General features: G+C 72.0%; 14 protein-coding genes. All 14 read right to left on the bottom strand.

What is annotated here, in order from left to right; genetic code table 11:
• Nucleotides 1-829: 829 nt before the first annotated feature.
• The 14 genes from ACIA6A_RS14810 to murC all read right to left on the bottom strand — a co-directional run bounded on the left by ACIA6A_RS14810 (nucleotide 830) and on the right by murC (nucleotide 14,032).
• Complete coding sequence (locus tag ACIA6A_RS14810; protein WP_396098133.1) at nucleotides 830-1,846, bottom strand: hypothetical protein; 1,017 nt, start codon at nucleotides 1,844-1,846, stop codon at nucleotides 830-832.
• A gap of 24 nt (nucleotides 1,847-1,870) precedes the next feature.
• Complete coding sequence (locus tag ACIA6A_RS14805; protein WP_396098132.1) at nucleotides 1,871-2,797, bottom strand: RluA family pseudouridine synthase; 927 nt, start codon at nucleotides 2,795-2,797, stop codon at nucleotides 1,871-1,873.
• Nucleotides 2,794-3,339, bottom strand: coding sequence for a signal peptidase II (lspA, locus tag ACIA6A_RS14800; RefSeq protein ID WP_396098131.1), 546 nt, complete (start codon nucleotides 3,337-3,339; stop codon nucleotides 2,794-2,796). Before lspA ends, ACIA6A_RS14805 begins: the two co-directional genes overlap by 4 nt.
• A 77-nt stretch (nucleotides 3,340-3,416) precedes the next feature.
• Nucleotides 3,417-3,818 carry a TraR/DksA family transcriptional regulator gene (locus ACIA6A_RS14795; RefSeq protein ID WP_396098130.1) on the bottom strand — a complete coding sequence of 134 codons (402 nt, stop codon included), beginning with the start codon at nucleotides 3,816-3,818 and terminating at the stop codon, nucleotides 3,417-3,419.
• A 302-nt stretch (nucleotides 3,819-4,120) separates the two neighbouring features.
• Nucleotides 4,121-5,632 carry a potassium/proton antiporter gene (locus tag ACIA6A_RS14790; protein WP_396098128.1) on the bottom strand — a complete coding sequence of 504 codons (1,512 nt, stop codon included), beginning with the start codon at nucleotides 5,630-5,632 and terminating at the stop codon, nucleotides 4,121-4,123.
• Entirely contained in the window at nucleotides 5,629-5,931 is a 303-nt protein-coding gene (locus ACIA6A_RS14785; protein ID WP_396098127.1) for a DUF167 domain-containing protein, read from the bottom strand. The genes ACIA6A_RS14790 and ACIA6A_RS14785 overlap by 4 nt, the downstream gene beginning before the upstream one ends.
• Nucleotides 5,932-6,143: 212 nt before the next feature.
• Nucleotides 6,144-7,448, bottom strand: a complete 1,305-nt coding sequence (locus ACIA6A_RS14780) for a hypothetical protein (RefSeq protein WP_396098126.1) — start codon at nucleotides 7,446-7,448, stop codon at nucleotides 6,144-6,146.
• Between the two features lie 53 nt (nucleotides 7,449-7,501).
• Nucleotides 7,502-8,320: a DivIVA domain-containing protein gene (locus ACIA6A_RS14775; protein ID WP_396098125.1), complete on the bottom strand. Its 819-nt coding sequence runs from the start codon at nucleotides 8,318-8,320 to the stop codon at nucleotides 7,502-7,504.
• Nucleotides 8,321-8,378: 58 nt separating this feature from the next.
• Entirely contained in the window at nucleotides 8,379-8,684 is a 306-nt protein-coding gene (locus ACIA6A_RS14770; protein ID WP_396098124.1) for a YggT family protein, read from the bottom strand.
• Between the two features lie 24 nt (nucleotides 8,685-8,708).
• Nucleotides 8,709-9,404, bottom strand: coding sequence for a cell division protein SepF (locus ACIA6A_RS14765; protein ID WP_396098123.1), 696 nt, complete (start codon nucleotides 9,402-9,404; stop codon nucleotides 8,709-8,711).
• Nucleotides 9,405-9,642: 238 nt separating this feature from the next.
• The gene (locus tag ACIA6A_RS14760; RefSeq protein WP_396098122.1) at nucleotides 9,643-10,374 is read right to left on the bottom strand and encodes a YggS family pyridoxal phosphate-dependent enzyme; all 732 of its coding nucleotides are present in this window, start codon (nucleotides 10,372-10,374) and stop codon (nucleotides 9,643-9,645) included.
• Between the two features lie 12 nt (nucleotides 10,375-10,386).
• On the bottom strand, nucleotides 10,387-11,523 hold the full coding sequence (gene ftsZ, locus ACIA6A_RS14755) for a cell division protein FtsZ (RefSeq protein WP_396098121.1): 1,137 nt from the start codon (nucleotides 11,521-11,523) through the stop codon (nucleotides 10,387-10,389).
• Nucleotides 11,524-11,822: 299 nt separating this feature from the next.
• Nucleotides 11,823-12,590, bottom strand: coding sequence for a cell division protein FtsQ/DivIB (locus ACIA6A_RS14750; protein ID WP_396098120.1), 768 nt, complete (start codon nucleotides 12,588-12,590; stop codon nucleotides 11,823-11,825).
• Nucleotides 12,591-12,613: 23 nt separating this feature from the next.
• On the bottom strand, nucleotides 12,614-14,032 hold the full coding sequence (gene murC, locus ACIA6A_RS14745; RefSeq protein WP_396098119.1) for a UDP-N-acetylmuramate--L-alanine ligase: 1,419 nt from the start codon (nucleotides 14,030-14,032) through the stop codon (nucleotides 12,614-12,616).
• Nucleotides 14,033-14,042: the final 10 nt, after the last annotated feature.

The following is a 14,042-nucleotide window of genomic DNA, read 5'->3' as shown; positions in this document are numbered from 1 at the left end:
CCACGCTCGGGCAGGCCGTTTCGCTCAGGAAGGGGCTGAGGGCCGCGTTCGCCCAGCAGGCCGCGGTCCGGCAGACCGCGGTCCGGCAGACCGCGGTCCGGCAGACCGCGGTCCGGCAGACCGCGGTCCGGCAGACCGCGGTCCGGCAGACCGCGGTCCGGCAGACCGCCGCGCTCGGGTTGTTCGGTGGCGCCCAGGCGTTCGCCGAGGCCGGCCCGGCCGGGGCGGCGATCGAGAGGGTTCAGTGGCGGCGGCGCCGGCGGGGAGTAGGGCTGCGGCGACTGGTCGCGCGTGCGCGGGTCGAGCGGGTTGAACGGGCGGCCCTGCGGGCGGTTGGGCAGCGGCGGCTGGCCGGCCTGTCGCCGGGCCTCGGCCTCGTCGTCCTGCTCGGCCTCGCGGGCTTCCTGCTCGGTGCGGGAACCGTGACGAGCCCGGTCGAGCAGCGCTCGCCAGCGAGGTGCTGGTTCCGCAGGCCGGCCCCAGCCGGTCTCGGTCCCGTCCACGGCTCGTCCTCCCAGCGCCTACTCGGTGCTCAGTCGATTCCTGCTCGATGCCTGCCCGGAGGACAGACCCCATGCCCGCCCGGAAGGCGAGATGCCCGCCCGGAAGGCAGACCACAACGCGTAACCGTTCAGCCACCTGACACTGCTTGTGGCAACCATCCGGTGCACTGTCCTGCACAGGCTACGGACGCCTACCCTATTCGGGCCACACCTGCGGGCCGCAAATACGCGCGCTCTTGGTCACCCATCGGCGCCGGGCGGGCGTACGGCTCCCGCGACTGTCAGTACGTCTCCGGACGCCGGCACGGATGTGTGCCGACGCAGTCTCAACGCCCGGGAGCGCCCTGGGATGCTCCCGGATCGGTGGTCCGCTGCTCGGGGACCGGATCGGTGGGCGGCACGGACGGTGCGGCGGTGCTCTCCTCCGGTGCCGGGGCGGACGTGCTGCGCCTGTCGGATGAGGCTGATGTCACACCGGCCCCGGACGATGAGGGTAGTGGCGCGGAGGTTTCCGGGGCAACCGCCGACGGGGCCGAAACTATCGGCCCGGAGGGGCTTTCCTCATCGGGGACGGTCGTTGTCTCCTCGGGCCGGACCGGGCGGAATTCGGTGCGGTCGAGGCTGCGTACCTCCGGTGCCGGGTCGACCGCTCGAACGTCGGAGCGGGCGGCGATCAAATCCAGCGCCGACGGGCCGGCCCGGACGACCGCGGCGAAGACGCAGGCACAGCGCGCGCGGAAGGCCGCCGACTCGGCGGCGGCGGTGCGCGCGGCGGTGTCGTACGCCCGGCGCAGCCGTTGTTCGTTGTCGCCGTCGCCGTGCAGCTCGCCGCCGAGCTTGCGGTAGTCGGCCTGTTCCACGTCCCGGGCGACCGCGGCGTCGAGCAGGCCGGTGACCACGTCCTCGGGCATCCGGTAGACGGGGATCCGGACGACCGGGGTCCGGGGCCCGGCCATCGGGGCCCGCGCGTACACCTGGGCGACCGGCACGTCGCCGAGCAGGCCGCGCAGGTCGTCGGGGGCGACGTAGGCCGCGAGGCTGACCAGCGCCCAGGTGTCCCCGGCGGTCGGGGTGCCGCCGGACGGGATCATCGCGGTCAGCTCGCCTCGGGTGGACCGCAGGTAGCCGGAGACGGACTGGCCGTCGACCACCCCGACCCGGACGACGTCACCGGCGGGGTGCTCGGCCAGGGGTCCCCGGTCGGTGCTGAGGACCACGGTGACCAGCAGCGCCGCGGCCGCCGCGAGGGCCAGCCCGGTCATGACGCGCAGCCGGAGCGGGCCGGGACCCGGGTGGGCCCGGCCGCGTACCAGCGGTGGCATCATGCGGTCCCCGGGCCACATGCAAGCTCCCCCTACGGCAGGTTCTCAGTTCGCGTCGCGGAGCGTGTCCATCGCGTACTCGAGGTCGGCCGGGTATTCGCTGACGAACCGGACCTCGTCGTGCGTGCGCGGGTGGACGAAGCCCAGCTCACGGGCGTGCAGCCACTGTCGGCCGAGCCGCAGCCGGGCGGCGAGGGTCGGGTCCGCACCATACGTGACATCGCCCACGCACGGGTGGCGCATCGCGGAGAAGTGGACCCGGATCTGGTGGGTCCGGCCGGTCTCCAGCTTGACGTCGATCAGGCTCGCCGACCGGAACGCCTCGATCGTGTCGTAGTGCGTCACGCTGGGCTTGCCGTCGTTCATGACCGCGAACTTGTAGTCGGCGGTCGGGTGCCGGTCGATCGGCGCGTCGATGGTGCCGCGCAGCGGGTCGAGGTGCCCCTGGACGATCGCGTGGTAGCGCTTGTCGACCTCGCGCTCCTTGAACGCGCGCTTGAGCACGCTGTACGCGATCTCGCTCTTCGCGACGACCATCAGCCCGGTGGTGCCGACGTCGAGGCGGTGCACGATGCCCTGACGCTCGGCGGCGCCGCTGGTGGCGACGTTCTGCCCCATCGCGAGCAGCCCGCTGATCACGGTCGGCCCGGTCCAGCCGGGGCTGGGGTGCGCGGCGACGCCGACCGGCTTGTCGACCACCACGATGTCGTCGTCGCTGTAGACGATGCTCATCCCGTGCACCGGCTCGGCCACCAGCGTGGGGGCGGTGACCGGCGCGGGCAGCGTGACCTCGAGCCACGACCCGGCCGCGACCTTGTCGGATTTCGGCCGCGGGTAGCCGTCGACCAGCGCGTCGCCGGCCTCGACCAGGGACGCGGCCGCCGTGCGGGACAGGCCGAAGAGACGCGACACGGCCTGGTCGAGACGCATGCCGTCCAGACCGTCGGGTACGGGCAGGGAGCGCGCGGTCATGAGGAAGCCACCTTCCGGGCGGGCTGGGAACCGTCCCGCTGACGCCCGGTCAACTCGAGCAGGACCGCGAGGACGACGCCCACGCTGAGGCAGCTGTCGGCGATGTTGAACACCGCGAAATACTCCCCGTACGGACCGAAGAGGCTGATCATGTCGACCACGTGCCCCTGGAACACGCCGGGGGCCCGGAACAGCCGGTCCCCCAGGTTGCCGAGCGCGCCGCCGAGCACGAGGCCCAGCGCGACCGCCCAGGGCACCGAGCGCAGCTTGGTGGCCATCCACCCGATCCAGCCGATCACCACGAGGGTCACCAGCGGGAACACCCAGGTGTAGCCGCTGCCCAGGCTGAACGCGGCCCCGCTGTTGCGCAGCAGGGACAGATAGACCAGACCACCGAGGATGCGTACGGGCTCCCCCTCGGTCAGGCCGTTCGTCGAGAGTTCCTTGACGACCTGGTCGATGATCACCGCGAGCAGTGCGGTGATCCCCAGCACCGCCACGGCCCTGGCGGTGAAGCCGGGCCGGGCGTCGTCCACCGGCATGCCGACCGGGGCGGTCCCGCCCGCGGTCTCGTCCGCCGGGCCGGCCCCGGCGGTGCCGCCCGTTGCCTCGTCCGCGTTCAGCGTCGTTCCTCCAACTGCTTGCAGGCCACACAGCGAGTCGCGACGGGGAACGCCGCCAGCCGCTCGACGGGGATGGCGTTGCCGCATCGCTCGCACCAACCGTAGTTGCCCTCGCCGAGCCGCTCGATGGCGCGTTCCACCTGTGTGACCCGCTCCAGCAGATTGTTCGCCAGAGTGATCTCCTGCTCACGCTCGAACGTCTTCGTGCCGGTGTCGGCCTGGTCGTCGCCGGCGGAGTCCTCGAGCCGTTCCCGCTGGGCGGCGGTCGCCTCGGTGAGCGACTGGTCGTACTCCGTCTGCAGCTCGTCGCGGCGCTCGACCAGCGCTACCCGGATCCGCTCGGTCTCTTCCGCGCTGCGGGACCGCTCGGGCGCGGCCTTCTCGGTTACCTTGGCCATCGTCGCTCCCCCTGAGCCGCGCCGGGCGCGGCTGAAATCGGTCGTGGTGTCGGCGGGTCCGCGGCCGCCCGCCGCTCCCGCCCGTCGGTGATCCGGCCGCGCCCCCACGCGGTCCGCGCGCAGCCCCCCGGCCGCGCTGTCCCCTGGTCCATCGGCGGCACTACCGCCCTCGCGGCCACACCGATGGGTGGCAAGGATACGGAACGTGAAGAGCCGCGACAACACGGCACACCGCCCCGGTCATCCCCAACCAGGACGAACCGCCCAGGTGCCCCGGTCGGATTCCCGACCCGCCGGGCCGGTCACGCATGATCGGCGCCGTCCTCGCCGAACCACCGGGCCAGCCGCCCCCGGCGGCTCACCGCCCGCAGCCGGCGCTCGGCGACATCCCGCACGTCGGAGGTGGCCACGATCAGCAAACTGTCACCCGTACGCAACCTGGTGTCCGGTCCTGGCACGAAGCCGGCACCGGCCCGCACGACCAGGGTGACACTCGCCCCGACCGGCAGGCGCAGCTCGTCGATGTGCACCCCGGCCAGCAACGACCCCGGCGCGACGTCGATCTGGAGCAGATCGGCGTGCATCCGCTCCAGCGGCGCGGCCTCCACGTGCACCTCGGCCGCCTCCGCGGGCGCGGTGATCCCCAGCCGCCGGGCGACCGGAGCCAGCGTCGTGGCCTGCACCAGCGTGAACACGATGACGAGCACGAACACCGCGTTGAACAGCCCGTCGGCACCCGGGGCCGCACTGGACAACGGGATGGTCGCCAGCACGATCGGCACCGCACCGCGCAACCCGGCCCACGACAGGAACGCCTGCCCCCGCCAGCCCAGCGCCCGCGAACGACGGGCGGCCACCGCCGACACCCACACCGACAGCGGCCGGGCCAGCAGCACCAGCACCAGCCCGACCACCAGCGCCGGCCCCACCGCGGCGGACAGCTCGGCCGGCGACACCAGCAGCCCCAGCAGGACGAAGAGCCCGATCTGGGCCACCCACGCCAGTCCGTCGGCGAACCCCAGGATCGCCCGCCGGTGCGGCAACCGCCCGTTCCCGAGCACCACCCCGGCGGCATAGACGGCCAGGAACCCGGAGGCGTGCGCCACCGCCCCCACGGCATAGGCGAGCACGGTCAACCCGACGGCCGCGATCGGATACAGCCCGGCGGACGGCAACGCGGCATGCCGCAGCAGCCACCGGCCGGCCCATCCCACGGCCAGTCCGACCGCGGTGCCGGCGCTCAGTTCGTACCCGACGAGGAGAAGTTCGTACCACCAGGGGTGACCGGCGGGAACCGGGACCGAGAGCAGAACGACCAGCAGCACCACCGGGGCGTCGTTCATCCCGGACTCGGCCTCGAGCGTGGCGACCAGCCGCGGTGGCAGCCGCAGGCGCCGCAGGGTGGCGAAGACGGCGGCGGCATCGGTCGAGGAGAGGACGGCACCGTAGAGCAGGGCCAGCCGCCAGTCGATCCCCAGCACCCAGTGCACCGCGCCACCGACCACCGCGACACTGACCGCGACCCCGAGCGTGGACAGCGTCGCCGACAGCCCCAGGACGGGCCGCAAGGTGCTCCAGCGGGCGGTCAGCCCGCCCTCGGCGATGATCATGATCAGAGCGCAGAATCCGAGGGTACGGGTGAGCTCGGCGTCGTCGAACCGGATCCCCAGCCCGGCCTCCCCGATCACCATCCCGATCAGCAGATAGACCAGCAGACTGGGCACCCCGACCCGGGTGGAGAGCCGGACCGCGCCGACCGCGACGAGCAGTACCCCGGCCCCGAGCAGCAGCCCCAGGTCGAGCCCACCGCTCACGGGGCGCCATCGAGCAGTTCTGCGAGCTTCGCACCGACGGCCCCCTCGACGACGAAGACCTTGTCCCGGCTGACGGCACCGATCTTGAGCTCGACCGCGGCCGGCCGCACACCCAGAGCGGAAGCCAGCGCCCGCCGTACGGCCTCGGTAGCCTTGCCGTCCACCGCGGGAGCCCCGACGGCCACGATCACCGCGGGCCCGTGCGGCCCCTCGTAACGCCCACCGACCCGGGTACGCCCGGCACCCGGCCGCACCCGCACCGCGACCGGAACCGGCCCCGCACCGGGCGTCCCTGCCACCCGGCGCGAGGTGACGGAGCCGCTCGATGCCGGGGCAGGATCAGGTCGGGACGGGCGCCGTTTGGCCATGCCCCATTGTCCCGATCATCGATTCCCCACCCCACCGGGGCCAGCCCACGACGGTGAGTGACCACCCCCGGTCACGCACCGCGGCCCGGCAGCGATCGACCCGTTCCCAGGTCGATCACCACCGGGCCGCCGGCCGGACTACATCATCGGCGGGCCGCGGCGGCCACCAGACGGTCGACCGGGCGGCACAGCCCGCACGGGCTGAAGCCGAGTTCGACCGCTTCCGCGACCGGGAGCGCCTCGGTCGACCTGCCTGTCAGATGCGGGCAGTCCGCCATGTGATAGCGCGGGCGGCCGTCGACCACCATGACCTCAGCGTCCATCCGGGCGATCCGGACCGCGTCGGACGGGCGTACCGCCTGGGGCAACGGCTCGTCGTCGGGATCCTCCGGGTCCGGAGCCGCGAAGTCGGCGTCCCGGGCGACCGGCTCAGCGGCCGGCCCGGATGAAGCCTCTTCCGCGGCGTAGCTCCGGCCCGCGCTCTGCTGGCCGAGGGCATCCGGCCCCGCGGAAGCCTCCGGACCGTCATCGATGCCGGACGGCGCTGCGACATCGGATTCAGCGAGGCGGGTGACGGTCGGCTCCGTCGAAGAGTCGTCCGTGGTCGAGGAGGACGGCTGGTCGCGTTCCCACGGTTCACCCGCACCCGGCGTCCGACGCCAGGAGTCGTCCTCCTGGGTCCGGGCCGCGTCGATCACCGAGGCTGCCTGGTCGTAGTCGGGGGAGATGTAGCCCTCGGGGTCCTCTTCCGGGGAGCCCGGGCCACGACGGCCGGTGCGGGTCGCGTCCGTTCCCGAGTACGGGGTGCGGTCCGCGCCGGTGTCGTGGTGGGCTGCCGGTGAGTGGTCCTCGTGCAGTGCCTCGCCGGGACTCGGATGCTGGGTCGGCGCCGGGTCCTGGTGGAGGTCGTCCGGTTCGTCCGCCGCCCGGGGTGGGCCGGTGAGGCCCTCCTCGGCGTCGCGCTGACCCGCGGCGTACGCGGCGGCACGGTCCGGTTCGGTGCGGTCGTAGGGGTCCTCGTCCAGCGCGGACGGGTCAGACACGGGCGGGTCGAAAGCGGACGTCTCAGACCCGGACAGGTCGTCGGCGTCGCGGGCGGCGGTGAAGCCGGATGTGGACGAGGTGCGGGAGCCGGGTCCGGTGGGTGTCCTGGAGCCGGGTCCGGCGGCCGCCCGGGAACTGGTCGTTCCGGGCGTGGTGGGGGTGCCCGGGCCCGCGGTGGCCGCGTAGGCGGCCTCGGGCGGGAACAGGGGGTCGGCGTCGGCGGGGAGGGGATCGCCGTACGCGGAGCGGCGGGTGGCCGTCTGCCGCGCGCCGATCACCAGGGCCACCGCGGCCAGCAGGCTGGCGACGATGGAGCTGATGAGCAGGGTGCTCGATCCGCCGGTGAGGCCGAGGATCAGCAGTGTTACGGCGACGAGGATGAGCAGGAGGCTGGCTACGATCATGGCTCATCCCCGCCGCAGTGGAGAGTGGTTTCGCACGAGGGGTGATGCGGGGCTCAGCGGCCCGTCTCGATCGAATTGGCGCGACTGCCGCCATACGATCCGGCCAGGCCCGCCGCGGCGAGACCGCCCGATCCGCCGACCGCGCGGTTGGCGTCGGCACGGGAGAGTTCGGTCTCCAGTCCCTGGCCACGGCCGTCGAGGTCGCGCAGCTGGCTCTCGAGGTAAGCCTTCAGGCGCGTGCGGTACTCGCGCTCGAACTGCTTGAGCTCCTCGATGTGCTTCTGCAGGGCCGAGCGCTTCGCATCCAGGCCGCCCATGGCTTCCTGGTGGCGCTGGCGCGCGTCCCGCTCGAGGGCGTCGGCCTTGGCCCGGGCCTCCCGGGTGACCTCCTCCGCCTTGGAGCGGGCGTCGGAGAGGAGCTTGTCGGCCTCGCGACGCGCGTCGGACACGTGGTCGTCGGCGGTGCGCTGGGCCATCATGAGGACGCGCAGTGCCTGCTGCTCGCCGTCACCACCACCGGACGGGGAGGCGCCGGCGCCGGGGCCCTGGGCGCGGACCGACTCGAGCTCGGCCTGCATCTGGCGGGCCGCCTGCTCGGCGGCGGACTTGTCACGCTGGACGCGGTCGAGCTGCGCCTTGATGTCATTGAGCTCGGCGGCCATCCGCGGGTCGGCGCTCGGGCCGGCTGGTGCGCCACCCCGTCCGCCGCGCTCCACCTGGGCTCGCAGCTCGTTGTTCTCCTCGATCAGACGGGCGAGCTCACGCTCGACCTCGTCCAGGAAGGCGTCGACCTCCTCCTCGTCATACCCCCGCTTGCCGATCGGGGGCTTCTTGAAGGCGACGTTGTGCACGTCGGCCGGGGTCAGCGGCATCGAAACTCCTCGGGTCAGTTGCGGCCGCGTGGGGCGCAGCTGATCGGGCCGGCCTCGGTCAGGAGGTCTGCAAGATCAGGCGCGCTAACACGAAGTTCAAAAGCACGAACAGGATAACCAGCAGGACCAGGGACGCCAGGTCCAAACTCACGGTACCAATTCGAAGCGGTGGGATCACACGCCTCAACGCCTTGAGGGGTGGATCAGTGACGCTCCACACCGACTCCAATGCCGCCGAGGCGCCGCGTCCCGGCTGCCAGCGGCGCCCGTACTGCAGCACCGCACCCAGCACGAACCTGGCGAGCAGCGTCAGGAAGAAGAGATAGACCAACAGATAGATGATCTGTAACACGATCGACAGCACGTCAGGCGGGTCCCTCGTTAGGGGTCAACTCTGGGTGAAGAAACCGCCCTCAGCGATCTTGGCCTTGTCCTCAGCGGTGACCTGGACGTTGGCCGGTGAGAGCAGGAAAACCCGGTTGGTCACGCGCTCGATCGTACCGCGCAGACCGAACGCGAGTCCGGCCGCGAAGTCGACCAGCCGGCGGGCGTCGCTCTCGTCCATCTCGGTGAGATTGATGATCACCGGCACGCCGTCGCGGAAGTGCTCCCCGATGGTGCGCGCCTCACGGTACGTCGTCGGGTGCAGCGTGGTGATCTGGTAACGCTGCTCCTCCTCGGCGGGCCGCTGGTGCACCTGCGTCTGCGGGGCCAGCGCGATGTTCTCCCGGCCCGTGTAGGCCGGCTCGCTCGCCGGGACGTGCGGCCGGGTGATGGAACGCACGCTGGCGCGCTCGCCCCGGTCGTGGTCGTGGTCCTCGCGGTCGAGTGCCGCGGCGGCCCGCTCGAGGCGTCCGCTGCCCCGGTCCGAGGTGCGGGCACGCGGCAGCGCGGGAGCCTCGTCAACCTCGTCCTCGTCGTCGGCGTACTCGTCCGCGTAGCGGTAACCGGTGTCCCGGTCCCGGTCGCGATCCCGGTCACGCTCCCGCTCGCGGTAGCCGCTGTCGCGGTAGCCACGGTCGTCGTACTGGTCGTCCTCCTCGACGAGACCGAGCCAAACACCAGCCTTGCGAAGAGCGCTCATGCGATCACCAGACCTTCGGCGCCGAACCGCTCGTCCATGCCCCCACCTCCGTCTTAATGCGGCCCGCACCCCCTGCGAGCCGCGTCCCCCCTTGCACGGATTCCGCGATCTTCAAACCTTTTCGGACCACGGCACCCGTCACGACGCTGCGTCGTCGGGCGCGGCGGCCGATCCTGGCGAGGACCGGGAGCACGTCGCGCGTGAACAACACGTATGTAGTTTGCTGCCCGCCGCAAGGCTACCGCAGCGTGTTTCGCATCCCGAGCAAAGAACTACCGATCCGTACGTGTGTCGCCCCGCGCGTCACGGCCTGCTCAAGGTCGCCGCTCATCCCCGCGGAGATGACTGTGGCCCCGGGATGGACGGCCCGCAACCGGGCGGCGATACCAGCCAGTTCATCGAAGGCCCGCAACGGCTCCCAGTCGCGGGGAGCGACGGCCATCACTCCGCCCAGCCGCAGCCCATCGGCCGAGGCGATCGCGTCGGCGATCCGAGCGAGATCCCGCTCGGGATCCGGCGAAGAGGCGTCGACCGCTCCCCCGCGCGCCGGGTCGCCGTCGAGGCTCACCTGGATGAGGACGTCGAGCGGCCGCTCCCGCAGCCGGGCCGCGGCCGCGCCCAGGGCGGTGGCGAGCCGCACCGAATCGACCGACTCGACCACATCGGCGTAGGTCACGACCGATTTCGCCTTGTTGCGCTGCAGCTGGCCGACGAAGTGCCAGCGCAGCGGCGCGTCCACGGCGGCGGCCTTGGCCGCCGCCTCCTGGTCCTTGTTCTCGCCCACGTCCGTGACGCCCAGCGAAGCGAGCAGGGCGACGTCCGACGCGGGATAGGTCTTGGTGATCGCGACCAGGGCGACGGAGCCCGGGTCGCGATCGGCCGCCGCGCAGGCGCGCGCGATCCGCCCGGTCACCTCGGCGAGCGAGGTGGCGAGCTCGGCGCGGCGCGCCTCAGCGGAGAGAGCCGTCAAGAAAGAAGTTCCTCAGGAGCCGTTCTTCAGGAAGTCCGGCACGTCGACGTCGTCGAAGAGCACCCGGCGCGGCGGCGGCGTGGTCGCCGCGGGCGGGGTCGACGCCGGCGGGTTCACCGGCGCGGGCACGCTGGGCGTGGACACCGGCGCGGCGGCCTGCGGCGCGACCTTGCGGGCCTGCTCCACCGGCTTGTACGAGGGTGTGCCCCCGTCGAAACCGGCGGCGATGACGGTGACCCGGACCTCGTCGCCCAGTGCGTCGTCGATGACCGCGCCGAAAATGATGTTGGCGTCCGGGTGGGCCGCGTCGGTGACCAGCTGCGCCGCGTCGTTGATCTCGAACAGGCCCAGGTCGGACCCGCCGGCGATGGAGAGCAGCACGCCGCGGGCGCCGTCCATGCTCTGCTCCAGCAGCGGGCTGGAGATCGCCTTCTCGGCCGCCTCGACCGCGCGGTTGTCGCCGCGGGCGCTGCCGATACCCATGAGGGCGCTACCGGCACCGCTCATGACGCTCTTGACGTCGGCGAAGTCCAGGTTGATCAGACCCGGGGTGGTGATCAGGTCGGTGATCCCCTGCACGCCGGAGAGCAGCACCTGGTCGGCCTGCCGGAACGCGTCCATCATGCTGATGCCGCGGTCACCGAGAGCGAGCAGCCGGTCGTTCGGGATCACGATCAGCGTGTCGCACTGGTTGCGCAGTTCGTCGATGCCGGACTCGGCCTGCACCTGACGGCGCTTGCCCTCGAACGAGAACGGCCGGGTGACCACACCGATGGTCAGCGCCCCGAGCTTGCGGGCGATGTTGGCCACCACGGGCGCTCCGCCCGTACCCGTGCCGCCGCCCTCGCCGCAGGTCACGAACACCATGTCGGCGCCCTTGAGGACTTCCTCGATCTCGTCGCGGTGGTCCTCGGCGGCGTTCTTGCCGACCTCGGGCTGCGCACCGGCGCCGAGACCACGGGTCAGTTCGCGGCCGACGTCGAGCTTGACGTCGGCGTCGGACATCAGAAGCGCCTGGGCATCGGTGTTGATCGCGATGAACTCGACTCCCTTGAGCCCTACCTCGATCATGCGGTTCACGGCGTTCACGCCGCCGCCACCGATGCCGACGACCTTGATGACCGCCAGATAATTGTGCGGAGGTGTCATCGGGCTCAGCCTTCCCTTCCAGGGTTGGCGAACGTCGAGGCCCCAGCTGTTCTTCCTCGGAGAACAGCCACCGACGTCCGCTCGCTACAAGGGAGGGCGAGGAAACCCTCACCCTCTACTAGAGGCTTAGTGTTATGTCAACTACTCAACCTCTCGGGGCAACGTAAGCGGACGTGTCGCCCGATCCAAGGACCGACGCGGCGTGTCGGCGTCCGCTTACGAGGCGAGTATCCGACTCAGCCGTAACCTGCGACGGAATGCGCCGTTTGACGCACTCTGTCCGGTTGATAACGCCACACTCAGCGAATGGTCACCACAGTGGGCGCGCTCACATCGATCCAGTCGCCGTCGCGTTTCAACAGCACTGTGGCGACCTGTGCCTTGCTCTCGCTCTGGGTGTCGTCGCCCCAGACGATGGTCCGGCCCATCCGGAGTTTCAGCGTGACCTGTGCCGGCGCCGGCACCGACACGGAGATCAGTTGCTCGCGCAGCTCGTCGGTCAGCGAGCCGAGCACCACCAGCGCGGCGCGGGTCTCGATGTCCGCCGGGCCGGGCTCCGCGAGCTTTGCCACCGGCAGATCCTCCGGGGCCTGCGCGACCGTGCGATAGGGCACGCCCTCGGCGTCGATCAGAGCGAAGGCCTCACCCACGGGTACGGCGGCCACCGGCGTCCGCTCCACGACCTGCACCTTGAGCGTCGAGGGCCAGCCGCGCGACACGATCGCCCGCTCCACCGCCGGCAGGGCCTGCACCCGGGCCCGCACCGCGTCGAGGTCGACCCGGGCGAGCGGCTCGTTCATCCGCACCGCCGCGGCGTCCTCGACCTGCTGCGGGGTGACCAGCTCGGTGCCCACCACCTCGACGTCGCGCACGCCCAGCACCGACGTCGCGTACACGGTCCAGCCGAGGGCGCCGAGCACGACGGCCACGCCCAGCGCGACCGCCCACGGCAGCACCGCCCGCAGCCGGCGCCGGCGGGCGCGGGCCATGAACCGCCGGACCGACGGGGGTACGGCGTCCGTGTCCGCCCGCACCAACCGCCAGTTCCGCCCACCGCCGTCACTCATGGTTACCCCCGGACCGGAATGGATCAGCTTTCGGCGAGCGCCACCAGGAGCTCGTCGCCCATCAGCGAGATCGGCGGCGCACCCATCGTCACCACGACGTCACCCGGCCGGCTGCGGCGCACGACCTCGGCCGGGACGTCCTCCCACGACGGCACGAAGATCTTGTGCTCGGCGGGGAGGTCGACGGCCGCGGTGAGCGCGACACCGCCCTCGCCGGGCCCGCGGGTCTCCCCCGGCCCGAAGACCTCCATGACGATCACCTCGTCGGCGATCGCCAGCCCCTCGGCCAGCTCGGCCTGCAGGTCACGGGTGCGGTACACGCGGTAGGGCTGGAAGACCACGACCAGCCGCCCGTCGCCGGCCACGTCGCGCAACGTCCGCAGCGCCGCCTTGACCGACGTCGGGTGGTAGGCGTACTCGTCGTAGACCCGGACCCCGGCGACCGTGCCCTTGCGCTCGAAGCGCCGCCGCACCCCCGGGAACGACGCGAGCGCCTCGGTGATCTTGTCGAGCGGCAGGCCCAGCCGCAGCGCGGTGAGCACCGCGGCGGCGCTGTTCAGGCCCATGTGGTGGCCCGGCAACGCGAGGGAGATCTCCCCCAGCGGCTTCCCGTCGAGCGTTGCCTGGAAGCGCACCCCCTGGGGGCCGGTGACCACATCGGTGATCCGCAGGTCGGCGCCTTCGCTCTCCCCGTACGTGTAGACGGTCCGGCCCTTGGCGCGCAGCGCCTCGACCATGCCGTGCACACCCTCGTCGTCGGCGCAGGTCACGACGAACCCGTCCGGGTCGGTGAGCTCGGCGAACTCCAGGAAGCCGGCCTTGAGTCCGTCGAGGTCGCCCCAGTTGTTGAGGTGGTCGCCCTCGATGTTGGTGATGATCGCGACGTGCGGGCGGTAGACGAGGAACGACTTGTCGCTCTCGTCCGCCTCGGCCACGAAGTAACCGCCGGAGCCGTGGTGGCCGTTGGAGCCGGCCGCGGAGATCTCGCCACCGATCACGAACGACGGGTCCTCGCCGGCGTGCTGCAGGATCACCGTCATGATCGAGGTGGTGGTGGTCTTGCCGTGGGTGCCGGCCACCGCGATCGTGCGGCGCCCGGTCATCGCGGCGGCCAGCGCCTCGGAGCGGTGCAGCACCCGCAGGCCCCGGCGGCGCGCCTCGGCGAGCTCGACGTGCTCGAACGGGATCGCCGTGGAGTACACGACCGTGTCGACGCCGTCGAGGTTGGACGCCTCGTGCGCCATGTGCACCGTGCCGCCGAGCGCGCGCAGCGCCACCAGGGCCGGCCACTCCCGCAGCTCGCTGCCGGAGACCGGCACACCGCGGGTGAGCAGCAGCCGGGCGAGACCGCCCATGCCGACACCGCCGATGCCGATGAGGTGGACCGTGCCTAGGTCCTCGGCGGTCAGACCGCCGGCCGGCTTCAGCTGCGCCGTGTTCACAGGGCCACTC

Origin of the sequence: Actinoplanes sp. NPDC051494 (assembly GCF_044454705.1) — a bacterium.
Lineage (GTDB): Bacteria > Actinomycetota > Actinomycetes > Mycobacteriales > Micromonosporaceae > Actinoplanes.
Note: the sequence above shows the minus strand (reverse complement) of the source record. Positions and strands in the feature narration are given on the sequence as shown.